At 50.9% G+C, this 24,621-nt stretch carries 21 protein-coding genes; 20 read left to right on the top strand and 1 reads right to left on the bottom strand.

Going from position 1 to position 24,621, the window contains the following annotated elements; genetic code table 11:
• Nucleotides 1-147: 147 nt before the first annotated feature.
• A complete protein-coding gene (locus EH243_RS04420; RefSeq protein WP_126157441.1) occupies nucleotides 148-4,086 on the bottom strand; it encodes a NahK/ErcS family hybrid sensor histidine kinase/response regulator in 3,939 nt (1,312 codons plus the stop codon).
• 279 nt (nucleotides 4,087-4,365) lie between these two features.
• On the opposite strand from EH243_RS04420, the gene EH243_RS04415 reads away from it, so the two are divergent.
• The 20 genes from EH243_RS04415 (at nucleotide 4,366) to flhA (ending at nucleotide 24,606) form a co-directional block, all read left to right on the top strand.
• Entirely contained in the window at nucleotides 4,366-4,629 is a 264-nt protein-coding gene (locus EH243_RS04415; RefSeq protein ID WP_126157440.1) for a DUF4212 domain-containing protein, read from the top strand.
• 32 nt (nucleotides 4,630-4,661) lie between these two features.
• A complete protein-coding gene (locus EH243_RS04410) occupies nucleotides 4,662-6,470 on the top strand; it encodes a sodium:solute symporter family protein (protein ID WP_126157439.1) in 1,809 nt (602 codons plus the stop codon).
• Nucleotides 6,471-6,626: 156 nt separating this feature from the next.
• Nucleotides 6,627-8,453: a DUF294 nucleotidyltransferase-like domain-containing protein gene (locus EH243_RS04405; RefSeq protein WP_126157438.1), complete on the top strand. Its 1,827-nt coding sequence runs from the start codon at nucleotides 6,627-6,629 to the stop codon at nucleotides 8,451-8,453.
• An 8-nt stretch (nucleotides 8,454-8,461) separates the two neighbouring features.
• On the top strand, nucleotides 8,462-9,088 hold the full coding sequence (locus EH243_RS04400; protein ID WP_126157437.1) for a 3'-5' exonuclease: 627 nt from the start codon (nucleotides 8,462-8,464) through the stop codon (nucleotides 9,086-9,088).
• Nucleotides 9,089-9,262: 174 nt separating this feature from the next.
• A complete protein-coding gene (fliE, locus tag EH243_RS04395; protein WP_126157436.1) occupies nucleotides 9,263-9,616 on the top strand; it encodes a flagellar hook-basal body complex protein FliE in 354 nt (117 codons plus the stop codon).
• Between the two features lie 53 nt (nucleotides 9,617-9,669).
• Nucleotides 9,670-11,361, top strand: coding sequence for a flagellar basal-body MS-ring/collar protein FliF (gene fliF / locus EH243_RS04390; protein WP_126157435.1), 1,692 nt, complete (start codon nucleotides 9,670-9,672; stop codon nucleotides 11,359-11,361).
• On the top strand, nucleotides 11,354-12,370 hold the full coding sequence (fliG, locus tag EH243_RS04385; protein WP_126157434.1) for a flagellar motor switch protein FliG: 1,017 nt from the start codon (nucleotides 11,354-11,356) through the stop codon (nucleotides 12,368-12,370). The genes fliF and fliG overlap by 8 nt, the downstream gene beginning before the upstream one ends.
• A complete protein-coding gene (locus tag EH243_RS04380; RefSeq protein WP_126157433.1) occupies nucleotides 12,370-13,149 on the top strand; it encodes a flagellar assembly protein FliH in 780 nt (259 codons plus the stop codon). The genes fliG and EH243_RS04380 overlap by 1 nt, the downstream gene beginning before the upstream one ends.
• On the top strand, nucleotides 13,142-14,548 hold the full coding sequence (fliI, locus tag EH243_RS04375) for a flagellar protein export ATPase FliI (RefSeq protein WP_126157432.1): 1,407 nt from the start codon (nucleotides 13,142-13,144) through the stop codon (nucleotides 14,546-14,548). The genes EH243_RS04380 and fliI overlap by 8 nt, the downstream gene beginning before the upstream one ends.
• The gene (gene fliJ, locus EH243_RS04370) at nucleotides 14,545-14,985 is read left to right on the top strand and encodes a flagellar export protein FliJ (RefSeq protein WP_126157431.1); all 441 of its coding nucleotides are present in this window, start codon (nucleotides 14,545-14,547) and stop codon (nucleotides 14,983-14,985) included. The genes fliI and fliJ overlap by 4 nt, the downstream gene beginning before the upstream one ends.
• 75 nt (nucleotides 14,986-15,060) lie before the next feature.
• On the top strand, nucleotides 15,061-16,770 hold the full coding sequence (locus tag EH243_RS04365) for a flagellar hook-length control protein FliK (RefSeq protein ID WP_126157430.1): 1,710 nt from the start codon (nucleotides 15,061-15,063) through the stop codon (nucleotides 16,768-16,770).
• 125 nt (nucleotides 16,771-16,895) lie between these two features.
• Nucleotides 16,896-17,429, top strand: coding sequence for a flagellar basal body-associated FliL family protein (locus EH243_RS04360; protein WP_126157429.1), 534 nt, complete (start codon nucleotides 16,896-16,898; stop codon nucleotides 17,427-17,429).
• A gap of 13 nt (nucleotides 17,430-17,442) precedes the next feature.
• A complete protein-coding gene (gene fliM, locus EH243_RS04355; protein ID WP_126157428.1) occupies nucleotides 17,443-18,417 on the top strand; it encodes a flagellar motor switch protein FliM in 975 nt (324 codons plus the stop codon).
• Nucleotides 18,418-18,441: 24 nt separating this feature from the next.
• The gene (gene fliN, locus EH243_RS04350) at nucleotides 18,442-18,849 is read left to right on the top strand and encodes a flagellar motor switch protein FliN (RefSeq protein ID WP_126157427.1); all 408 of its coding nucleotides are present in this window, start codon (nucleotides 18,442-18,444) and stop codon (nucleotides 18,847-18,849) included.
• Complete coding sequence (gene fliO, locus EH243_RS04345) at nucleotides 18,846-19,292, top strand: flagellar biosynthetic protein FliO (RefSeq protein WP_126157426.1); 447 nt, start codon at nucleotides 18,846-18,848, stop codon at nucleotides 19,290-19,292. The genes fliN and fliO overlap by 4 nt, the downstream gene beginning before the upstream one ends.
• A gap of 20 nt (nucleotides 19,293-19,312) precedes the next feature.
• Nucleotides 19,313-20,038, top strand: a complete 726-nt coding sequence (gene fliP / locus EH243_RS04340; RefSeq protein ID WP_126157612.1) for a flagellar type III secretion system pore protein FliP — start codon at nucleotides 19,313-19,315, stop codon at nucleotides 20,036-20,038.
• Between the two features lie 54 nt (nucleotides 20,039-20,092).
• Complete coding sequence (gene fliQ / locus EH243_RS04335; RefSeq protein ID WP_126157425.1) at nucleotides 20,093-20,362, top strand: flagellar biosynthesis protein FliQ; 270 nt, start codon at nucleotides 20,093-20,095, stop codon at nucleotides 20,360-20,362.
• Nucleotides 20,363-20,365: 3 nt separating this feature from the next.
• A complete protein-coding gene (fliR, locus tag EH243_RS04330; RefSeq protein WP_126157424.1) occupies nucleotides 20,366-21,151 on the top strand; it encodes a flagellar biosynthetic protein FliR in 786 nt (261 codons plus the stop codon).
• A complete protein-coding gene (gene flhB / locus EH243_RS04325) occupies nucleotides 21,152-22,288 on the top strand; it encodes a flagellar biosynthesis protein FlhB (RefSeq protein WP_126157423.1) in 1,137 nt (378 codons plus the stop codon). It begins immediately after the preceding gene.
• Between the two features lie 203 nt (nucleotides 22,289-22,491).
• Nucleotides 22,492-24,606: a flagellar biosynthesis protein FlhA gene (gene flhA / locus EH243_RS04320; RefSeq protein WP_126157422.1), complete on the top strand. Its 2,115-nt coding sequence runs from the start codon at nucleotides 22,492-22,494 to the stop codon at nucleotides 24,604-24,606.
• Nucleotides 24,607-24,621 lie beyond the last annotated feature (15 nt).

The raw sequence follows: 24,621 nt of genomic DNA, 5'->3' as shown, positions 1-24,621 counted from the left end.
CTTTCGATTAAAAAGCGCACCCTGAGTGCGCTTTTTTGTGTCTGGTCGGTAAGTGTTGACGGTTTGGTATTGCCTCTTCGCCAGCGGCCAGCCGCGAATCATCAACAGCCTAAGCGATTGCGAGCCGATCACTTTAAGGTGAAAAGCTTATGGCTTCACGGTGATCAGCTTACTGATAATCGCCCTCAGTGCGGCGGGTTTGATCGGTTTATGTAAAATCTCTGCATGATGTGCGTTGATCTCCTCTTTGACCGAGTCGGTGCGGTCGGCGGTAATCACCACCGCAGGGATCGGATGATCCCATAATGGCGCTAAGGTTTGCAGCGCCATCACGCCGGTGAGCGTTTCATCGAGGTGGTAGTCGGCGAGAATAATATCCGGTACAAACTCTTGCGCAATAATATCGGCTTGCGCATCGGCCGCCGAGATGGCAGTGAGCACGCTGCAGGACCAGCCCTGTAATAACGCCCCCATACCTTCGAGAATCTTAGGTTCGTTATCAATCACCAGCACCTTAATCCCTTCGAGCCCTTTACTGCGAATCCAACCCCGTTTTTCTGGGCGCGGTTTAACCGCTTTGGTTTTATCCCCTAGTGGCACGGTGACACTAAAGACCGTGCCTTTGTTGGGCCAGGAGCGCACATCGATCGGGTGGTGCAGCATCCGGGCGATACGCTCGGTGATGGCCAGCCCTAAGCCTAGGCCGTCAACCTGAGAGTGCTTAGGGTTGTTGATGCGATGGAACTCCTCAAAGACCTCTTTGAGTTTGTCTGTCGGAATACCGACACCGGTATCCCACACCTCAATACGTAACTGTCGGCCCACGCGACGGCAGCCAAGCATGATCTTGCCCTGTTGCGTGTAGCGAATCGCATTGGATAAGAAGTTTTGCAGCACTCGACGTAGTAGCTGTTGGTCGGAGTGGACGGTCTGGCAGCATTTTACAAAATCGAACTGTAGGTTTTTCTCTTCCGCCAGCGCGGTAAATTCAGCACTGAGGTGGTCGAACATGGCATTGATCGAGAAATGGCTAAGGTTCGGTTCTAAGGCACCGGCATCCAGCTTGGAGATATCTAAGATCGTGGTGATCAGACTCTCGGCGGCTTTTAGCGAGCCATCAAGGTTGTGGACCAGTTGTTGGGTCTCTTCGTTATGTTTCTGCTGTGCGAGTGCCGAGATGAACAGGCGGGCGGCATTCAGAGGTTGCAACAGGTCATGGCTAGCGGCCGCTAAGAAACGGGTTTTGCCGAGGTTGGCGGCATCCGCATCAAACTTAGCTTGGCGTAGCTCATCCTCGATGAGGGCGCGGATGGTGTTCTCTTTACGTAGCTCTTTGTTAACCACCGACAATGTATGGGTTCGCTCCCGCACGCGCTGTTCGAGATTCTCATTGGTTTCTTGTAGGAGTTGCTCGGCCTTACGGCGCTCGGTGATATCTTGATAAAGGGTGAAATAGCCGAGTTGATAGCCCGCTTCGTTGATATGGGGGATATAGGTGACTTCGGCATAACGGGTGTGGCCATCCGAGGAGGGGATCTTCGTTTCAAAGCGTTGCCGTTCACCCTGCAATACCTTGTTGACGTAGGGCAGGCGCATCTCAAACTCTTCGGGGCTGAGAATGCTGGCGCTATTCACGCCGGCGATATTGTGCCGATCGAGTCCAAAGGTGGTGGCATAGGCTTTGTTAACGAAGCGGAAGTTACGATCGGTATCCAAAAAGGCGATCAGTACCGGCACATTATCGGTGTAGGTACGCACATTCTGTTCACTCTCACGCAGGGCTTCCTGTACCCGTTTATGCTCGGTGATATCCATGTAGGTGTTGACGAAACCACCGTTAGGCATACGGTTGCCGCGTACTTCAAGCACCGAGCCATCCATACGGTGACGTTCATATGAGTGCGCTTTGCCCTCTTTTAACGTCGTGAGGCGATCTTTCACCTGTTGATCGATATTGCCCGCGCCATACTCCCCGTTTGTAGCGTTATAGCGGAAGATCTCCTCAATGGGGCGACCAACGCAGATCAGCCCATTGGGGTATTCGAACATCTCGATATAGCGGCGGTTCCAAGCGACTAAGCGCATCTGTTGATCCACCACACTAATCCCCATAGTGATGTTTTCAATGGTGGACTGCAGCAGCGAACGGTTAAAGCGCAGTGCCTGCGAGGCTTCGTCAACGATGGTAACCACATCGCCGATCTGCATATCCTTACCGCGCAGTGTCGATGCCAGCACAATGCGTGCGGAAGAGGCACCGATCACGCCGGCTAGTAGCCGTTCGGTAAATTGAATCAGTTCTGAGCTGGCTTTATCGCCGGACAGGGGTGGATCGATACCGGCCTTCAGAGCAAAGCCGGTGAAGGCGTGTTGAGTACGGCTGATACCGAGAAAGCGTTCGGTGAGTATCTGCAAATCACCCACGGTTGCATGGCTGAACACCCGTGAGGTTTCGGAAAGGTTTTTACTATAAACATCGACGAAGGCGCTGGCTTGAATTCGGTCGACCAGTCGTTGCGGGCTGTAGCGAGATATCACCACGTAGAGCAAGGTATTGATCGACAGGCTCCAGAACGTACCGTGGGTGAGCGGGTCCATACCGGTGATGCCGAACAGCTGTGTTGGGCGCAGCAGGTCGTAGCCGAATAATCCGTTTTCGATAAAAGAGGCCGGTAGCAGCCCCGCGCTGGATAGCGTGGGAAATACGAGGGTGTAAAGCCAGATCAAGAAGCCAGCACTGAGGCCCGCTAAAATGCCGTAGCGTGAGCCGGTTTTCCAATAAACGCCACCGAGTAATCCCGGTAGAAACTGTGCCGAAGCGGCAAAGGCCAGTAAGCCAAAGGACGCTAAGGTGCCTTGATCCCCTAATATCCGATAATAGAAATAGGCCATGATCATCAGGCAGATGATGGTGATGCGTCGAACCTTGAGCAGCAGCGCCCCGAGGTCTTTGTTTTTCGATAATTTGAGCCAAGAAACCCTTAGTAACAGAGGCATCACAATATCGTTACAGACCATGGTGGAGAGCGAGATAGCCGCCACAATGACCATGCTGGTGGAGGCGGATAGGCCGCCGATAAAGGCAAAGGTGGCGAGATCTTCAAAGCCGACATGCAGTGGCAGCATCAATAAAAACGTATCGGCATTGATATCGGTATCGGCGAATAGGGTCATCCCGGCCGTGGCGATCGGCAAGACAAATAGGGATAACAGCAGCATATAAAGCGGAAATAGCCAGCGGGCGGTTTTCAGGTTTTCCACCCGTGTGTTTTCGACAATGGTGACGTGAAACTGACGTGGTAGGCAGAGTATTGCTGCACAGGCGAGCAGTATCTCGGTGAGGAAACTGTTGCCAAGAAAGTTGCCATTCAGTGGGCTGCTGAAATTAGCGTTGTTGTTAAGTTGGGCGCGGATATGGTTAATCAGATCGGGTACACCATCAAAAATTTGAAAGGTGACCAGCAGGCCGACAGCGATAAAGGCGGTGAGCTTAACGATCGATTCGAACGCGACCGCTAATACCATGCCTTCGTGGTGTTCGGTGGCATCGATATGGCGGGTGCCGAATAGAATCGTAAAGAGGGCCATGAGTAAAGCGACAAACAGGGCGGTATCGTTACCTTTACTGAGGGCTTCGGTAGCGCCGGGGGCGATCGCATCATAGCTGATCGCCACGGCTTTCAGCTGCATAGCGATATAGGGGATGGTGCCAAATACTGCGATGATGGTGACGAGCACCGCTAGCGCCTGGCTTTTGCCGTAACGGGAGGAGATAAAATCGGCGATAGAGGTGGTGTTCTGCTGCTTGCTGACCAAAATGACCTTTTCGATCACTCGCCAAGCAAAAATAAACACTATGGCTGGGCCTAGATAGGTGGCTAGAAACTGCCAACCGGTGACCGATGCTCGGCCTACCGCGCCATAAAACGTCCAAGATGAACAGTAGATAGCCAGAGACAGGGAGTAGATTACTGGATTGCTGGCGTATGAGCGTCCTTTAGCACTGCGGTCGCCAAAGTAGGCAATGGCAAAGAGTAGCCCCACATAGGCTAGAGAGATAAGAATAATAGAGCCGCCAGAAAGCATCGTCAGGTCTGCCTGTTGTTACGCTATTGAAGTGTCTAGTGTAACCGAACTCGAGGGAAGAACCCTATTGCTCTTATACCTTTGTCTAGTCTATTGAGTTCTAACGGTTTTTCCGGAATGCCCTCAGGTGGCGTAGGGCGTGGGCTCGGGCTGATTTGGTGGCTTTTTGATCACTTTAATCAGACCAAAGTAGGGGATTTTATTGCCTTCACTCTTTGTTAAATTCTAATAGTCCACAACTTTTAATTAACCTTAATAACAAAAATAAGGATGGTGCAAATGTCTACTTCTTCACAAGACAATGCTTCGGCCTACTGGGCTGAAAACCTACGCATTATCATAACTTACCTCGCAGTATGGTTTGTAGTGTCTTTCGTAGCAGGAATCCTGTTTGTCGATCAATTGAACGCAATTCCGTTCTTCGGTTTCCCTCTGGGTTTCTGGATCGCGCAGCAGGGTGCAATCTTCGTATATGTAGCTCTAATCTGGATGTACGTAATCAGCATGAATAAGCTTGATGAAAAATACGACGTTCATGAATAACAACAATAACGGCTGAGCTGAGGATTACTAATATGAGTCTTGATCTACTTACATACATCTTTATAGGGGGCTCCTTTGCGCTCTATATCGGTATTGCTATTTGGGCCCGTGCGGGGTCAACAAAAGAATTCTACGTGGCGGGCGGTGGTGTACACCCTATCGCTAACGGTATGGCAACGGCGGCTGACTGGATGTCTGCAGCGTCGTTCATCTCTTTGGCGGGCTTGGTCTCGTTCATTGGTCGTGATGGTGCCGCTTACCTAATGGGCTGGACCGGTGGCTATGTGCTATTGGCGATGCTGCTGGCACCTTACCTGCGTAAGTTTGGTAAGTTTACCGTGCCTGACTTTGTCGGCGATCGCTATTACTCACAGACGGCGCGTGTTATCGCCATCATCTGTACTATCGTGATCTCCTTTACCTATGTTGCTGGTCAGATGCGTGGTGTGGGGATTGTGTTCTCCCGTTACCTGCATGTTGATATCAACACCGGTGTTATTATCGGTATGGCGATCGTATTCTTCTACGCCGTATTGGGTGGCATGAAGGGTATTACCTATACTCAGGTTGCACAGTATTGCGTACTGATTCTGGCGTTCATGGTGCCTGCGATCTTTATGTCGATGCAGATAACCGGTCACTTCTTGCCGCAAATTGGTTTGGGTGCGACGCTGGATTCAGGTATGTCTGTCTTGGCAACCTTGGATAAGCTGTCTGTTGACCTTGGTTTCGCTGAATATACCTCGGGTCAGCAATCCACTATCAATGTCTTCTGTCTGACAGCGGCCTTGATGGCGGGTACTGCGGGTCTGCCGCACGTTATCGTACGTTTCTTCACCGTGCCGCGTGTTAAAGATGCGCGTACTTCTGCGGGTTGGGCGTTGATCTTTATCGCGATTCTGTACACTACGATTCCGGGTGTTGCTGGTTTCGGTCGTGTAAACCTGATCGAAACGATTAACGGTACTGATGCAACTAATGTAGGTACTGCCTACAGTGAGATGCCTACCTGGTTTAAGAACTGGGAAAATGCGGGTCTGTTAGGCTGGCACGATTATAACGGTGACGGCAAAGTACAGTATGCTGCCGGTTCAGCGTTTGAAGGTGGTAAGCCAGCGTTTGATGGTGAAGCCCGTGGTATTCATGGTGAGCGTGCGGTTACCAACGCTAAGGTTAATCCAACACCGGCTCCGGGTGCTCCATTCGTGACCGAAGTCTATGTTGACCGTGACATCATGGTATTGGCTAACCCTGAGATCGCTCAGTTACCTAGCTGGGTTATTGCCTTGGTTGCAGCGGGTGCGGTTGCCGCAGCACTATCGACAGCAGCGGGCTTGTTGTTGGTTATCTCCACAGCGATTGCGCATGACTTGATGAAAACCTGTGTTAATCCAAATATCAGTGAGAAGCAGGAGCTTATGTATGCTCGTCTTGCTGCAGTGGTGGCCATCTGTATTGCGGGTTACTTCGGCATCAATCCTCCAGGCTTCGTGGCACAGGTAGTTGCATTGGCCTTTGGTCTGGCATCCTCCTCCGTGTTCCCTGTTATCGTAATGGGTATCTTCAATAAGCGCATGAACAAAGAGGGCGCGATTGCCGGTATGATCGTCGGTCTTGGTTCTACCATGGCTTACATGATCTACTTCACCTTTATGGGTGGATCGAAAGATGATCTGTTCTTGGGTATCTCCACCGGTGGCTTCGGCTTCGTTGGTATGATCCTGAACTTCGTCGTTGCCTATGTGGTTTGCATGATGACTCCTCCACCACCTGCTGAAATTCAGGAAATGGTTGAGAGTATTCGTGTACCCCGCGGTGCAGGTGAAGCTCACGCGCACTAAGGTCTGAAAAGATCTGATTAAATGTAAGGCGCGTCAGCGAAGGTTGGCGCGCCTTTTTTATCGGACCTGTTTTATGAAGCGAAAGTTTCGGCTTAAAGGGTTTTTATGACCCTTTAATCAGACGCTTTGCAGTAGCGGCGGATTGAGGAGATTACAATGCCAACATCTTTCAAAATAGAAAATATGCCGTTCAGTTTGCTCACCGAGAAGGAGCAGGCAATACTGAGTTCAAGCCTTGATATTGGCTATTATCAGTCGGGTGAGACGATTCTTGCCGCCGGTAGCGTGCCTGAAGGTGTCTATATCATCTTAAAGGGGCGTGTCGCCGAGAGTGATGAGGTCGAAGAGCAGGGCGCGCAGGAACATCTCTATGTGCACTATACCAACGAAGATTACTTCGGTGGTTGGTCGGCCCTCAAAGGTAAGGCGATCCATAATTTTATCGCTGTCGATGAGACTATCTGTCACATACTGCCGACCCGTGTACTGCTCGATCTCTGCGCTAGCAATAGCCGCTTTGCCGATTACTTCCAGCAAAGTCTTTCTGCCAAAACTGAAATCCAAGCCCAGGAGGGCGGTGATCAGGATATGGCAGAGTTTATGTTGGCGCAGATTAAAGATGGCTTGATCCGAGAGCCGTTGATTGTACTGGATGGCACGACGATCACCGAGGCGACTCAGTTGATGCGTGAAAAACGCTCTGATTGCGTTTTGGTTAAGCGGGGCAATCGCTACGGCATGGTAACGGGTACTGATCTGCTGGATGCGGTGATTATCAATAAGCTGTCTCTCGACGCGGGTGTCGCGGGTATCGCCAGCTATCGACTGATTTCGATGACCTCCGATGATTATCTCTTTAATGCATTGATTACCATGACCCAGCAGCGTATCGAGCGGATTGTGGTGATGGATAATGGTAGCCTAACAGGCGTCATTGAACTGACCGATGTGTTGAGCTATTTTTCTAGCCACTCCCATGTAATCGGCCTGCGCATCGAGCGGGCGCAGACGGTTGAAGACCTTTATGAAGCGGCGCATGGGCTGAATGACCTGATCAAAGCCTTGGTGTCGCAGGGCGTTAAGGCGCGTTTTGCCATGGAGTTGATCGCCGCGATGAATGAGCGAGTGATTGCCAAACTGTTTGGTTTGATTGTGCCCGCTGATATGCAGCCCCATGTTTGCTTGGTGGTGATGGGCAGTGAAGGCCGTGGAGAACAGATCATGAAGACCGATCAGGATAATGCTCTGATCTATCGAGATGGTTTGATCTGGCCAGAGATGCAGGCGACCATGGAGCGTTTTACTGAAACCTTGATATCCTTTGGTTTTCCTAAGTGTCCGGGCAATATTATGGTGTCTAATCCGGCTTGGGTTAAGTCGATCGGCCAGTGGACGCAGGCGATGAGCGACTGGTCTTATCAGTGCGAAGGCGAGGCGCAGATGAATCTGGCTATCGCCGTAGATGCGCATCCGGTGGCGGGTAATGTGGCGCTGTTTAAGGCCTCAAGAAACTGGTTTTTACGCCACCTACAAAATAACGATGTGTTCTTTTCCCATTTTGCCCGAGCGGCCATTGAGTTTAATACGCCACTCACTTTTTTCGGTAATTTGAAAGATAAAGGCGAACTGGATGTTAAGAAAGCGGGTATTTTCCCCATCGTGCATGGTATTCGCACCATGGCACTGCAGTTCAAAATACTCGAAACCAACACCTTTAAACGTATCGAAGCGCTGGTGGAGATGGGGCAGATGAAAGCGGAGCATGGGCGTGAATTAGGTGAAGCGCTCGCCCTGTTTATTCAAACTCGTTTGAAGCAACAGGTTAAGCGGATCGATGAATCTGAAAGCGGTGTCGATCAAACGCCCAATATTCTTGAATTATCATCACTGGATAAAATGGAAAAAGATCTGCTGAGGGATGGCATGCATATCGTTAAGGGTTTTAAGAAACACCTAGAGCTTAGATATCACCTGGGAGGCTAACACGGAAAATGATTATTCCCAGAAGTATTCGTAAAATAAAGGAGCGCATGAACCATAAAAAGGGTCCTCATGCACATCTGTTTAAGCCTTATGATGGCGATGAAGTGGTGTCTCTGGATTGTGAGACCACCAGTCTTAATATTAAAGAGGGTGAAATACTCTCGATTGGTGCGGTGAAAATCAAAGGTCGCAAAGTGATGACCAGCGAACGGCTGGATATTAAGCTGAAACCGCCTAAGAGCTTGACCGGCGATTCGATCAAGATACATAAGATACGGGCGGCGGACCTCATCGATGGCGTGGATATGGATGAGGCGTTGGAGCAGGTGCTAGCCTTTGTCGGCAATCGGCCTATTCTTGGTTATTACGTTAATTATGATGTGCGCATGTTAGAGAAGTATCTGCGGCCACGCTATGGTTTTGGTTTGCCGGGCAAGGCGATTGAGTTGTCCCATGTGTATCACGATATTATTAAGTGGCGGTATGTTGGCGGTGATATTGATTTGCGCTTTGATACGATCTCTAAACAGCTGGATATTCCGATGTTAGAGCGGCATACGGCACTGGGGGACGCGATTACAGTGGCATTGATGTATGTTCGGTTGAAATATGGCCAACCGCCGGCGTCTCGGTAGGTATTTGCTGTCAAAAAATAAACGGGCCTATGGCTCGTTTTTTGCTTTATACCAAGGTGAGATTAAAAATTGACAGGTTTTTGTGTCATAAAATTGGCGAATAGAGTGTTTTGTTGCTTGCTAAGTGGCGGATCAAACTTATAATGTCAATATATTGCCATTTCCGAGGTGTGTATGATTGAACGTGCAGAGATTAACGCAGTGCTACAGCAGATGCGTGAAGTCAAAATGCAGGCCCAGCAGGGCATGTCCTCTGAGATTAGTCGTCCTACTGCGATTCGGCAGGTTGCCGATGAGCAGAATGGTGAAAGCTTTGCTGATCTGTTTAAAGGAGCCATCGATGGCGTGAATAACGCTCAAGCGCAGGCGAAAAGTTTAGCAACTTCTTACGAACAGGGTTCTGCGGGGGTTGATCTACATCAGGTCATGATCAGCATGGAGAAGGCTTCGGTGTCTTTTCAGGCGTTAACTCAGGTGCGTAATAAGATGATTAGTGCCTATGAAGACGTCATTAAAATGTCGATCTAATGTTAATGAAACACACAATACAGTGCAGAAGTAGCATCAGGGTACTCGGTTAGATGGAAAACGCAGCAGTGCAAACAGCAACAGGTGGGTCGGTAGCCTTTGGCTTTAACCGCTTGGGGTTGGTGCGCCAGTTAGGTCTGATGGTGGGGCTAGCCGCCACTATTGCGATCGGCTTTGCGGTTGTCCTCTGGTCACAAGAACCCGATTATCGGGTGCTGTATAATGATATTTCCTACGCGGATGCTAATCCGATCATCGAGCAGCTACAGCTCAACGGTATTCCCTATAAGTTTGATTCCACCGGCCACAATATTCTAGTGGCAGAAGAGTATGTGCATAAAGCCCGTTTACGCTTAGCCGCCGAAGGCTTTAACGGTGATAACACCGTAGGTTTTGAGCTGCTCGATAAAGAGCAGGGGCTGGGTACTAGCCAATTTATGGAAACCACCCGCTATCGTCGCGGATTAGAAGGCGAGTTGGCCCGTACTGTGACCAGTATGTTGGCGGTGCGAAGTGCGCGGGTGCATCTGGCATTGCCAAAACAATCGGTATTTATACGTGATCAGCGCAAACCGACCGCTTCGGTGTTTCTTGATCTCGTGGCGGGGCGTCGCCTAGAGGCGATTCAGGTGGAAGCGATTACCAATCTGGTTGCTTCCAGTATCCCAGAGTTATCCAGCGAAGATGTTACCGTTGTTGATCAAAAAGGCCGTCTACTCAATACCCGGGATATGGATACCGATGTAGTACTGGCCGCCAAACAGCTGGAATATACCCGTCGCATAGAAGAGACCCTGGTTAATCGGGTTAACAGTATTTTGCAGCCGGTGGTTGGGCTGGGTCGTTATCGGGCGGAAGTGTCGGCTGATATTGATTTTACCTCGGTTGAACAAACCGATGAGATCTACAACCCAGATCTGCCTGCGTTGCGCAGTGAGCAGGTTTTGGATGAAAGCACCACGGGGCAGGAAGCCGCCTCCGGTGTGCCGGGTGCCCTGTCTAATCAACCCCCGGGGGCCAGTTCAGTGCCGGAAGTTGGCGCGACCGGCATTCAGAACGAGGGCGTTGTCGAGCGAGCCGTGCCGAAAAATGCCCGCTCGCAAGCGACGCGTAACTACGAACTCGATCGCTCGATCAGTTATACCAAACATCAGCTGGGTCAGATTAATCGTTTATCGGTGGCTGTCGTGGTTGATGATATTCCTACGGCCAATCCTGAGGGCGGTGAAAAGGTTCGCGCCGCTTGGGAGCAGAATGAGCTCGATCGCTTGGCTATACTGGTTAAAGATGCGGTGGGTTACTCGGCCGTTCGGGGTGATAGTGTGAGTGTGATTAATTCGCCCTTTGCTGTGCCTGAGATTTATCAGGAAGAAGAAGTGCCCATCTGGAAGCAGGAGTGGGTGCTGGATCTGGTGAAGCAGGTGCTCGGTGGCTTGTTTGTGCTGCTGTTGGTCTTTGGTGTATTGCGGCCGATTATGAAGAGCTTGGCGATTAGCGCGGCCCAAAAGGCTGCGGCTGATGGTGCAGAGGCTAAAACTGAAACGGATATGGCCGGTGATCTTGAATCCTTGGATATGAGTGGTATCTCGCCGGACCATGTTACCTTTAGTGGTATTGATAATGCGCTGGCGCCCACGCCAAATGAAACCTATGAGTATCAGATGAACGCGATTCGCAGCATGATCGCTGAAGATCCCGCCAAAGTGGCGCAGGCGATCCGACAGTGGGTGATTGAGAATGAATGATCAGGTGACAGAATCAGGCATTGAGCTGACCAATATTCAGAAAGCCGCGGTATTGTTGATTTCGTTGGGCGAGAGCGATGCGGCTGAAGTGTTGCGCTATCTGGGGCAAAAAGAGGTGCAGCAGCTCGGCCTGACCATGAGTAATCTGGATAATATTCCCCAGTCGGCGGTTGAGTCGGTCATGGCTGACTTTATGGAAGCGATTAGTGACCAGACCAGTATCGGTATTAATAACGACCATTACATTAAAGAGATGCTGAGTCAGGCGTTGGGGAATGATCGCGCGCAGACACTGGTTGACCGTATTCTGATGACCACCAATACCTCTGGGTTAGAAAGTTTAAAATGGATGGACTCTCGGCAAGTGGCCGAGATTATTCGTTATGAGCATCCGCAGATACAGGCGGTAGTCATCGCTTATCTCGACCCCGATCAAGCGGCGCATGTATTGCAACGCTTTGATGAAAATGTGCGTCTTGAAATCTTGATGCGTATCACCTCGCTCGATCAGATTCAGCCGTCGGCGCTACAAGAGTTGAATGATATTCTTGAACTGCAATTCTCCGGCTCTAGTAGTCAGAGCGCCAGCCTAGGCGGGCTGCAGACAACGGCGAATATCATGAACTACTTCGATAGCAATATCGAACAGGAGTTGATGGAGAAAATTCGTGAGGTGGATGAGCCTCTGAGTGATCAGATCTCTGAGATGATGTTTGTCTTTGATAACTTAGCTGAGGTTGAAGACCGCGGCATTCAGGTTATTCTGCGTGAAATCAATACCGATACCTTGGTGGTTGCACTGAAGGGTGCGGAATCTTCGTTGCAGGATAAAATCTTTAAAAATATGTCTAAACGTGCGGCCGAGCTACTGCGGGATGATCTCGAAGCGAAAGGGCCGGTGCGTGTGAGTGAAGTGGAAGATGCTCAGAAAGAGATTCTGACGGTGGCGCGTCGTCTAGCCGACGAAGGTGAAATTATGCTGGGTAGCGGCGGCGAAGAGATGCTGTAATGACGATGAAGGCGATCGATAAAACAGTCATCAGAATTCGTGCAGAAGATGCGAAGGCCGCCGCACTATGGACGTTGCCGGTGGTGCAAGGTCGTCACGTGGTTGGGTTGCAGCAAAAGCCTAAACCTGTGGTCGAAGAGGTGGTTGAAGAGGAGGTCGATGGCCGCTTAAAGCTGTCGGAACTCGAGAAAATTCGTGAAGATGCTCATCAGGAAGGTCTGCAGCAGGGCCATGATGAAGGTTTAAAGAAAGGGCTTGAAGAGGGGCGGGAAGCCGGTCATCAAGAGGGTTTAGCGGCGGCCCGTGCTGAAATCGATACGCAGTTAGCATTGCTAAAAACATTGCAGCAGCAGCTGGCTGAACCGTTACAGCAGATGACGGCCGAGCTTGAACGGTTGCTGGTTGAGTTGATCACCGAATTTAGTGAGGCGGTGATCGGTGCGCAGATTGAGCTAGATAGTGCGCCGATAATGAAAGCGGTCGATGATGCGATAGCCCAGTTGCCGCAAACCGGTGCCGATATTAAAGTTATTTTACATCCCGATGATGTGCCAGCCTTAGAACCGCTGTTAGCCTTGAATGACCGCTGGTCCTTGGTAGAAGAGTCGACGATGGCGCGGGGTGGTTGTAAGGTCGCTAGCGGTTATGGTCTACTCGATAACACCGTTGAACGTCGTTTCGAAGCGGCCGCGAAGCAGTTACGTCAGACGCTTACCCAGTTGGAAGATGAGGCGTCGGTCTCGGCAGAGATTGAGCCGTCATCAGACGCCCATGAATGATCCGCTAATAAACCGCTTATCCCGTCTTAAAGGGCTGGATTATCAAATACCAGCGCCCGTAGCCCATGGACAAGTCACGCGTCTTATCGGTTTGACTCTAGAAGCGGTGGGTATCAAGGCTTCGATGGGTGAATACTGTCTTATCTATCCTGAACATGGCGCACCGGTGGAAGCCGAAGTGGTGGGCTTTTCCGGCGACCGTCTCTATTTAATGCCTGTTGATCAATTAGAAGGTTTGGCCCCTGGCGCCCGCGTCAGCCCGATGGCTGGTGGTAGTGACGTGCAGGTGGGGTTTGAGTTGCTGGGTCGCGTCATTAACGGTGTGGGTAAACCCTTGGATGGCCTCGGCGAACTGGGCTGTAAAACCACTGTGCCACTTCAGGGGCGCAATATTAATCCGCTGAGCCGGCAGCCTATCAAGCAGACACTCGATGTCGGTATTCGGGCGATCAATTCGTTGTTAAGCGTAGGGCGTGGACAGCGTTTGGGGCTTTTTGCCGGTAGTGGTGTGGGTAAGAGTGTATTGCTGGGGATGATGACCCGCTTTACCGAAGCAGACATTGTAGTGGTGGGGCTGATCGGAGAACGTGGTCGTGAGGTAAAAGAGTTTATCGATCATAGCTTGGGTGAAGAGGGTATGCGCCGAGCCGTGGTGGTCGCCTCGCCCGCCGATGAATCACCGCTGATGCGTTTAAGGGCGGCTCAGTTGTCGACCCGCTTGGCCGAGTACTTCCGCGAGCAGGGTAAGAATGTCCTGTTGCTGATGGACTCGTTAACCCGTTATGCCCAAGCCCAGCGTGAGATTGCGTTGGCCGTGGGCGAGCCGCCGGCCACTAAGGGCTATCCGCCTTCGGTGTTTGCCAAGCTACCTAAGTTGGTGGAACGTGCCGGTAACGGCGAACAGGGCGGCGGCTCCATCACGGCGTTCTATACGGTATTGACCGAGGGGGATGATCAGCAAGACCCTATCGCCGACTCTGCCCGGGCTATTCTGGATGGGCATATTGTGTTGTCGCGAAGTTTGGCGGAAAAAGGCCATTACCCCGCCATTGATATTGAGCAGTCGATCAGTCGAGCGATGCCGTCGGTGGTGAGTTCTGATCATCTGCAAGCGGCCATGGGCTTTAAACAGCTCTATTCAAAATTTCAGCAAAATCAGGATCTTATATCAATCGGTGCCTATGTGCGGGGGAGTGATGCCGAGACCGATTTCGCGATCGAGCGGATGCCTCTGATGAACGCCTTTTTGCAGCAGGGGCTCAATGAATCCTACGCCTTTAAGAAGAGCCTAACCGATCTAGCGATGGTGCTAACGCCTAACCCTGCCAGTATGCCCGGCGTGCAGCAGGGGCAGCAGAATATTGCGATGGGCAACAAGAATAAGCAGGCGAAACCATGAAGCGTTCAAAGCGATTGCAGGTGGTATTAGATCTTGCGGAGCGTAAACGCAAGCAGGCTGACCAGTGGTTGAGCCAGGCGCAGGGGAAGGTGCAGCAGGGGGAAGGCACTCTGGCGCAGTTGCAGGGTTATTACACGGATTATGCCAATAACTTCTATCAGGTCGGCGCTAGCGGTATCTCCCCAGGACAGATTCATACCCATCAGGCGTTTATGCAAAAGTTACGGGTGGCGGTTGAGCAGCAGGAAAACGCCTTGCGAATAGATCGCGAGCAGTTAGAAAGAGTGACTGCCCATTGGCAGAGTGCTTATCAGCACTTTAAATCTGTCGAGATGCTTGTCGATAAGCTGAAGGGGCAGGAATCTAAAGAGGCTGATCGTCAGTTGCAGAAAGAATTGGATGAGCGTTCACAGCTTATTCGTCCCCCGTTGATCTGACTTTAATCTTTCTCGTTAAAGTGGCACTGATTGTGCATTCTCATGCTTAGCTATCAATCTGCCCGGGAGTGCAGCATGAATCAAACGCTTTCGACGACGGGAGTTGGATCATTGTTAAATGTTGGATCGGCATCAAACCGTGGTGTTAGTGCCGCGGACACGCCATCCATGGGTCATTTGAACCCGCCAGCCGCCAGCAATTTGTCGTCATTCGATCAATCGATGCAGCAAGCGCAGCAGCGGGCAATGCTTGAGCAACAAAAGCAGGGCGGACAGCCTTTGCCGGACGGGGGTCGATCTTTGCCTGCCGGAGCATCCGGTGTGCAAATCGTGGTTGATACGGTGGCTGATGTCACGGCTGAAGCCGCAGAGATGACTGAGCAACGGTTGCAGTCAAGTCGATTGTTAGATAAAGAGCTTGAATCTTATCCTGATGTCACCCAGCTAGGTGATCAAACACTACAACAGATTGCGCAGCATCGTGATGTCGGTGTGGTGGTTAGCGCTGATTCGGCATTAAGCGGTTTGGTGAAGGTGCCTGAAAAAGTAGCAAGCTCGATTGAGTCTGCACCCGCGGATGCAGCGCCTGCTGTATCAACGGGGCGACGTGCGGGTTTTGTGACTGAATCACCAATTGCAGCGACCAACGGGACCTTTCCTGAAGGTGTTATGCCAGTGATAACGGCTGCACAGGGGCAGGGTGATCATCAGGACGTCAGCGCGGGAACGTTGGTCAGCAGTGTGCTTGATACTAGCGTTATTGATCAAAAGGTTGCGGTGGAAAGCGACGCGGCTGCTATCGATAGGCAGGCATCCCGAGAGACTAGAGAGGCGGTTATAGGAACCGAGCTGTCAGGCTTAACTCAACAGTCAGCTGTGCGGCCTAGCGGTGATTTGGTTCAATCTGTGGCATCTCAGACTGCTCAGCAAACCGTGAATCAAGCTGCTCATCAGACGGCAGGACAAATAGTAGGACAAATAGTAGGACAAGCTGCAGGACAAGCTGCAGGGCAAGCAGCAGGGCAAGCAGCAGGGCAAGCAGCAGGACAGGCAGCAGGGCAAGCCATAGGCTCAGCAGTCACAGGTGCGGTAGCAACAGAAATGACTGCGCAAACATTGGGTCAGGCGGCCTCTACGCAAGCTGGGCCGGTGATTGATCCAACAACGGGGCAGGCGGTTGCTCAGAGCGGCACGTTAATAGCGGATAGCATCCGGGCGTCCTTAAAGTCTTCCGGTACCGATAAAGCCTCTAGTCTAGAGTTGAGTGGCCGCTCAGAGAGTCGACAAGAAAGCTCGCTAACCGGTTTTGCCGATTCACTCGCTGCGGCGTCTAAATCGACCCGGACCGCTCAAGAGTCACCCCAGGTAATGCCTCAGGGTGTTAGGCCTGGTACGCCCAGTTGGAGTCAGGCGGTCAATGACCGAGTGATGATGATGGCGTCAAAAAATGGTCAGTTTGCCGAAATTCAGCTTGATCCGCCGGAGCTAGGCTCGTTGCAGGTGAAGTTGCATGTGAAGAATGATCAGGTCAGCGTGGTGTTTAATACTCCCCACGGCAGTGTGCGAGAAGCATTAGAGCAAAATATGCCGAAGCTGCGTGAGATGTTTGCCGATCAAGGGTTTAATCTGTCGGAATCGTCGGTGGAAGACCAATCGGGTCAGCAGCGTGATGGGTCACCGTCGGGCAGTGCTGCTTATGCGGGGTATTCGAACGGTAGCGTTGATGAGGGTGAAGATGAATCCGCCGTCACCGAAAGCCTTTCTTTGGTCGATTATTATGCCTAAAGGGCGAACTTAGCCTGAATGTTGACTCGCTTGCTTCCGCTGTTGAATCAGTATGTTATATTACAGCTTGAGTTGTATTCTTATGCTTTTGCCGGTTTTCCGGTCGATAGTCAGTGGGGCAAATAATGGCTGATGAAAGTGCAGATGCAGTTGCTGGCGAGGCGACTGAGGGTAACAAAAAGGGATTGGGTAAGTTAAAACTGATTATTATCGCCGTGGCTGGGGTTCTCTTGGCAGCCATTATAGGTGGTGGGGTAGCGATGTTCTTGGTGGGTTCAGATGATTCCGCGGATGCCGAGAAGGCTGCGCCGGATAAGCCCGCGCGGGCGTTATATACCAAGATTAGAACCTTAGAGGGTAGTCCTTACTTTACCATCGTTGTACCGAGTAAAGATGGTCGTACCCACTATATGCAACTGTATGTCGAGGCAAAAAGTCGCGACAGTGAGGTGGTGGCTGCCTTAACCAAGCATATGCCAAAAATTGTCTCTGTGTTGAATCAATTATTTTCCAGTGAGTCGTTTGATGAAATGCGCACGATGGAAGGCAAAGTGAAGCTTCAACAAGACGCTTTGGCTGCGATACAAGGGGTTATGCAGGCGAAAATCGGCAAGCCCGGCGTTGAGAAAATCCTCTTTACAGGCTTTGTAATGCAGTGATGGATAAGCATATATGACAGTTAAAGATCTGCTTTCTCAGGATGAAATCGACGCGCTACTGCATGGCGTGGATGATGGGGATATCGAGACTGAAGAAAGCGTTGTCGAAGAGGGTGAAGGGGTCAAGGTTTATGATCTTGCCAGCCATGAGCGGATCGTTCGTGGCCGGATGCCGACGCTGGAGATGATCAACGAACGGTTTGCCCGTCATACCCGCATCTCCCTGTTTACACTGCTACGCAATAACGCCGATGTCTCCGTTGGCGGCGTGCAGATTATGAAGTACTCCGACTATATCCATACGCTTTATGTACCTACGAGTATTAATTTGCTGCGGGTGTCGCCTTTGCGAGGCACCGCGCTGTTGGTGATGGATGCTAAGCTCGTTTTTCGCTTAGTGGATAGTTTTTTTGGTGGCGATGGCCGGCATGCCAAGATTGAAGGGCGGGAGTTTACACCCACAGAGATTCGCCTGATTAATAAAGTTATTGGGCAGTTTTTTATCGATTTAGAAGGCTCTTGGGAGCCGGTGATGCCGCTAAAGTTTGAGATTAGCGGCCATGAAATCAATCCCGCGATGGCTAACGTGATTAACCCCTCTGAAGTGGTGGTGGTCAGCAGCTTTCAGGTCGATATGGAAGGCGGTACCGGTGAGTTTCATGTCACCATGCCTTATTCCATGCTGGAGCCGATACGGGATATCCTGATCTCTGGCTATAAACCCGCTGAGGAAGAGCTGGATGAGCAATGGCTCACTGCACTGAAAAAAGATATGTTGGGCGCGCCGATCAACCTAGATCTGGTGATCGCCGAGCGTAAAATGAAGTTGCGCGATGTTATGCAACTGGAGGCGGGTGATATTATTCCTATCGATATTGCCGACACGCTGAAACTAAAAGCTGCACGAGTACCGGTATTTAATTGTAAGCTAGGGACATCTCGAGGGAATCTGGCGGTAAAAATTATTAGCCGGAGTAAAAATGACTAAACCGTTGGACAGAGCGTATCACTCATGAGTAATGACGATATTGACAAGCAGGGCCAGGAAGAGGGTCTTGATGATTGGGGCGCTGCGATGGCTGAACAGGCGCAGTCTGAAGCCTCGCAAGGGCAAGCCATTGATCTGGATGAGCTGAAAGATGATAGCGTTAGGCTGGATAACCCGAACTTAGATGTGATTCTTGATATCCCCGTTAAGTTATCCATGGAGGTTGGCCGGTCTGATATCTCGATTCGCAACCTGCTGCAGCTTAATCAGGGGTCGGTTGTCGAGCTAGATCGGGTGGCCGGTGAGCCGTTGGATGTGCTGGTGAACGGTACGCTGGTGGCACATGGTGAGGTTGTCGTGGTGAATGATCGCTACGGAATCCGGCTGACTGATGTGATCAGTCCGCAGGAACGCATAGATAAGCTAAGATGATTGGCTTGCGTCTGCGCTTATGGTCGGCTGTGCTGCTCTGCTGTGGTGGCGGTTTCGCTGTAGCTGCCGAAACAGAAGGTAAAACCGCTTCTGTTGTGCCGCGTCAGATGGTCGACCCCGTTAACAGTGGTTCGATCATGCAGTTAACGGCGGGCTTGATTCTGGTTATCGCGCTGATTTTGTCATTGGCTTGGCTGTTGAAGCGTTATTCCGGCTTGCCGGGGCAGAATAAAGCCTTGCGTGTCGTGGCTTCCGTGCCGTTGACGACACGGGAAAAGCTGGTGCTGGTTCAGGCCGGTGATCAGCAGCTATTGTTGGGGGTGGCGCCGGGGCGAGTGAATCTATTGCAAAGTTATGATCAACCGCTGATTGAGACCGGTACAGCGCCCAGCGAATTCGCCGCTAAGCTTCAGCAGGTGCTGAGCCGTAAGGAGGCCGAGTGAGCCGCTTATTCGCTCGGCTATTGCCGTTTTTCTGCGTCTTGCTGCCTAGCTTTGCGCAGGCGGCCGATATTGGTATTCCGGCGGTTACGTTAACGACGAATGCCGATGGAACGGCAGATTACAGTGTGACGCTCCAGATTCTGGGGCTGATGACGCTGTTGACCTTCCTGCCCGCTATTCTGATGATGATGACCTCCTTTGCCCGCATTATCATTGTCTTTGCGATTTTGCGTCAGGCGTTAGGTTTACAGCAAACTCCCTCGAATCAGATACTAGTCGGCTTAGCGCTGTTCCTGACCCTGTTTATTATGTCGCCGGTGTTGGATGATGTGAATGAACAGGCGGTGCAACCCTATCTGAATGAAGAGATCACTTCGTTAGAAGCGTTGGAAGCGGCGAGTATTCCGTTTCGAGGCTTTATGTTAGCGCAGACCCGAGAGACCGATCTTAATCTCTTTATGAATATCTCCCGTACCCCTGCGGTGGAAACACCGGATGATATTCCTTTCACGATATTGGTCCCCTCCTTTGTCACCAGTGAGTTGAAAACCGCCTTTCAGATCGGATTTATGCTGTTTATTCCGTTTTTGGTGATCGACTTAGTGGTGGCGAGTATCTTGATGGCGATGGGTATGATGATGCTGTCACCGGTGATTATTTCGCTGCCTTTTAAGATTATGTTATTTGTACTGGTTGATGGTTGGGCTATGGTAATAGGGACATTGGCGGGTAGTTTTGTTGTTTGATCTGCTTAAAATCCAGATGAAAGCTCCTGTAAAGCCGAGCTTGGAGACTATGTTATGACACCGGGAATGGTTCTTGATCTATTTGGCGAAGCCCTGTTTTTGGTCGTGGTGCTGGTGGCGGTTATCGTGGTGCCCTCGTTGCTAGTGGGGTTGATGGTGTCGACCTTTCAAGCGGCGACGCAGATTAATGAACAAACTCTGAGCTTTTTGCCACGTCTGTTGGTGACCTTGCTAACCATTATGTGGGCAGGACCGTGGATTCTTGGGCAGCTGATGGATCAGTTCAACAGCATCTTTGCCAATATTCCATTGTTTTTGGGGTAGCCTGTGCTGCAACTGACGACGCTTCAGTTGGAACAATGGGTAGCACAATTCTTGCTGCCTTTCTTTCGTATCGCCTCTTTCTTTATGGTTATTCCGATGATCGGTACCCAGCTGGTGGCCGTCCGCATCCGTATGGGATTAGCGTTAGCGATGACCGTGGTGTTACTGCCAACTCTACCGGCGATGCCGGTGGTCGATGGTATGTCTTTGGAAGCCTATATTCTGATAGCGCAGCAGGTGATCATCGGGACGGCTATGGGCTTTGTGCTTCAGGTGTTGTTTCAGATTTTCTCCTTGGGTGGGCAGTTGATCTCCTCGCAGATGGGGCTTGGCTTTGCGTCGGTGAGTGATCCGGCCAACGGTGTCTCAGTAGTGGTATTATCGCAGTTATATCTGATGATGGTGATGTTGCTGTTTTTGTCATTTAACGGGCATTTAGTGATGTTCGAAGCCTTGGCACGGAGCTTTTTTGTATTACCGATTTCGGCCGGTTCGATGCCGGTCTCCGGGTATATGGCATTGGCTAAATCGGGTGGTTGGATGCTAGCCAGCGCCCTATTGATGGCGTTGCCGGCGGTGACGGCCCTGCTGGTGATCAACTTTGCCTTTGGCGTGATGGCCAAGGCGGCCCCGCAATTGAATATCTTCGCTATCGGTTTTCCATTTACCATGCTCGTAGGGTTGGTGATCGCTTGGGTCAGCCTTGAAGGTTTCTTGGGTCAGTATCAGCGGTTTGTAGCGATTGCCTTTAATTACCTCGATGAGGTTATCGGCGTAGGAGTGCTATAGATGGCTGAAGATAGCGGTCAGGAGAAAACCGAAGAACCCACGTCGAAACGGCTGCGTGACGCCAAAGAGAAGGGGGATGTTGCCCGCTCGAAGGAGTTAGGCACCACTATCTTATTGTTAGCCGCTGCGGCTGCGGCGATGATGTTTGGCGGTGAAGTAGCGGATAAAATGGCAGGGATGATGAAATATAACTTTAGCCTTGATCGGCAGGCGGTTATGGACCCTGCTTCGATGTTTGCGCATTTAGGTTATTCGTTATCCGAAGCGCTGCGGGCCTGCTTAGGCTTTTTTATGGTGCTGTTGGTGGCGGCGATTGTTGGGCCTCTTGCGCTGGGCGGCTGGAATGTGAGTATGAAGGCGATGGCGCCTAAGTTTAGCCGAATCGATCCTCTGGCAGGCATTAAGCGGATGTTTTCGCTGAAAGCGTTGTTGGAACTATTTAAGGCATTGGCGAAATTTTTGGTGGTAGGGTCGCTCTCATTTATGGTGCTGATGGCATCGAAGCAGGCGCTATTCTCCTTGGGCTCGCAGGATGTTTTTCCGGCGATGTCCCATGCTACTGAGATCGTCATCTGGGCATTTTTGGTGATGAGTTGCACGATGATTTTGATCTCGTTGATCGATGTGCCCTTTCAGATATACGACTATACGCAAAAGCTGAAAATGACCCTTCAAGAAGTTAAAGATGAGATGAAGAACAGCGAAGGTAAGCCTGAGGTGAAAGGGCGTATTCGTCAACTACAGCGTGAAATATCCCAGCGTAAGATGATGTCCGCGGTGCCTGAGGCGGATGTGGTAATTACCAACCCAACCCATTATGCGGTGGCGTTAAAATATGACCAAGGGGGCGGTGGCGCGCCTTATCTGGTGGCGAAAGGGGGTGACTTTGTCGCCTTGAAGATCCGAGAGATCGCCGATAAACACGATATTCCGATACTGTCCGCACCGCCACTGGCGCGGGCGATCTATCATTCGACCGAAGTTGATGAAGAGATTCCCGCTGGATTGTTTAAGGCGGTGGCTGAGATTCTGGCGTATGTCTTCCAATTGCAGCGCTATAAACGTCAGCAAGGCCCAGCGCCGAAAGACGTTTCTCAGGATTTGGATATTCCTGATGAGTTGCGTCAGGATGAATAATCTTTCCTCTGTTTTGCTCTTTTTTTGTTAAATTCTCTGTATCTGGCGGGATTCTTGCATTTTCTTGCGCTATGGTGAGTAAAGCGTCAAAAAATTGATGTTTTTAGCCTCATATTAATGCTATTTTTTAATATTCTAATAACTAATTATTTAATGATGTTTTTTTGACGCTTTGTGAGCGGCGAGATCTCGTTTGGGGCGTAATGGATAGAGCAGCCATCTACAACAATGTTCGTGGAGTAGGTAAAGGGAATCTAGGTATCCCTTTTTTGCTGCTGCTGGTGCTCGGCATGGTTACGCTGCCGATGCCGCCGTTTCTGCTGGATACATTGTTTACCTTTAATATCGCCCTGTCGATCGTTGTGCTGCTGGTGTGTGTCTATTCGATGCGCCCGCTCGATTTTGCGGTCTTCCCCACCATTCTCTTAATTACGACCTTGATGCGCTTGGCACTGAATGTGGCGTCCACACGGGTGGTGTTGCTCTATGGCCACGAGGGGGGCGATGCAGCAGGTAAGGTGATCGAGGCCTTTGGTGAGGTGGTGATCGGTGGTAATTATGTGGTAGGCCTAGTGGTTTTCATGATTTTGGTGATTATCAACTTTGTGGTGGTAACCAAAGGTGCCGGGCGTATATCGGAAGTAAGTGCTCGCTTTACCTTGGATGCTATGCCGGGTAAACAGATGGCGATCGATGCCGATCTGAATGCCGGCTTGATTAGCCAAGACGATGCGAGAAAACGCCGAGAGGACGTCACGCAAGAAGCCGACTTTTATGGTTCGATGGATGGTGCCAGTAAGTTTGTCCGAGGGGATGCGGTCGCCGGTATCTTGATCTTGGTGATCAATATCTTGGGTGGGCTAGGGATCGGCATGTTACAGCATGATCTGTCGTTTGAGTTGGCGGCCCGTTATTACTCCTTGTTGACCATCGGTGATGGTTTGGTGGCACAGATACCATCATTGCTACTATCAACCGCTGCCGCGATTATGGTTACCCGGGTGAACTCTTCTCAGGATATGGGACAGCAGGTGATTAGCCAGTTGTTCGGTTCGCCAAAGGCGTTAGCGGTGGCGGCGACTATTCTCTTCATTATGGGCTCCATTCCTGGTATGCCCCATGTTGCCTTTTTATCCTTAGCTATTGCGGCGGGTATTGGCGCCTACTTTATTAATCAGCGAAATATTGCCACGGCGGCGGCGCTGGTTGAGGAGACGACAACTAAGACCAAACAGCCAGAGCCTGATCAGGATGTAAAAGAGCTGGACTGGGATGATGTAATGCCGGTCGATATGATCGGGCTGGAAGTGGGTTATCGTCTGATCCCTATGGTGGATAAACTGCAAGGTGGGCAGCTATTAAACCGAATTAAAGGTGTGCGTAAAAAACTGTCACAAGATTTAGGTTTTCTCGTTCCATCGGTGCATATTCGGGATAACCTCGATCTTATGCCTGGCGCGTATCGCATTACCTTGATGGGGGTGTCTGTCGGTGAATCTGAAGTCTATCCGGATCGCGAGTTAGCGATTAACCCGGGGCAGGTGTTTGGGGCGTTAAAAGGGATCGATGTGAAAGATCCCGCTTTTGGTCTCGATGCGGTATGGATAGAACAGAGTCAAAAAGAGCAGGCGCAGACCCTCGGTTATACCGTGGTGGATGCCGGTACGGTGGTCGCTACCCACCTGAATCAGATTCTTCAAGCCCACTCCCATGAGTTGATGGGGCATGATGAAGTACAGAAATTATTGGATATGTTAGGAAAAACATCCCCAAAACTGGTAGAAGAGTTAGTTCCAAGCAAGCTTTCTGTGAGTACACTGTTAAAAGTGCTGCAGAATCTGTTGATGGAGCAGGTGCCGGTCAAGGATTTCAGGACCATTACCGAATCATTGGCCGAGGCGGTAGCGCGGACGCAGGACCCTCAGGGGTTGACCGCCGCCGTGCGTATATCTTTGTCGCGCATGATTGTGCAGAATATTGTTGGTAATGATGAAGAACTGCCGGTAATTACCCTCGATCCTCAACTCGAACAGTTATTGCTGGGGTCGGTTCAGCGGGGAGAGGGCGGTGAAGGCATGGTGATTGAACCGACCATGGCTGAGCGGTTGCAAACCTCCTTGGCTGAGGTGGCGCAACAGCAAGAGATTGCTGGACGGGCTTCAATCTTGCTGGTTGCAGCGCCGATACGGCCGTTGTTGGCTAAGTTTGTACGCTATGGAGAGCATCAAATTAGTGTGCTCTCTTATCAGGAAATCCCCGAAAATAAACGGGTTACGATTATTGCTACAGTGGGTGGCCAGAATCAGGCGAAGGCTTGATTGGGTAATGAATAG

Source organism: Amphritea opalescens (assembly GCF_003957515.1).
Lineage (GTDB): Bacteria > Pseudomonadota > Gammaproteobacteria > Pseudomonadales > Balneatricaceae > Amphritea > Amphritea opalescens.
The sequence above is the reverse complement of the archived record's forward strand: the minus strand, read 5'-3'. Positions and strand labels throughout refer to the sequence as shown.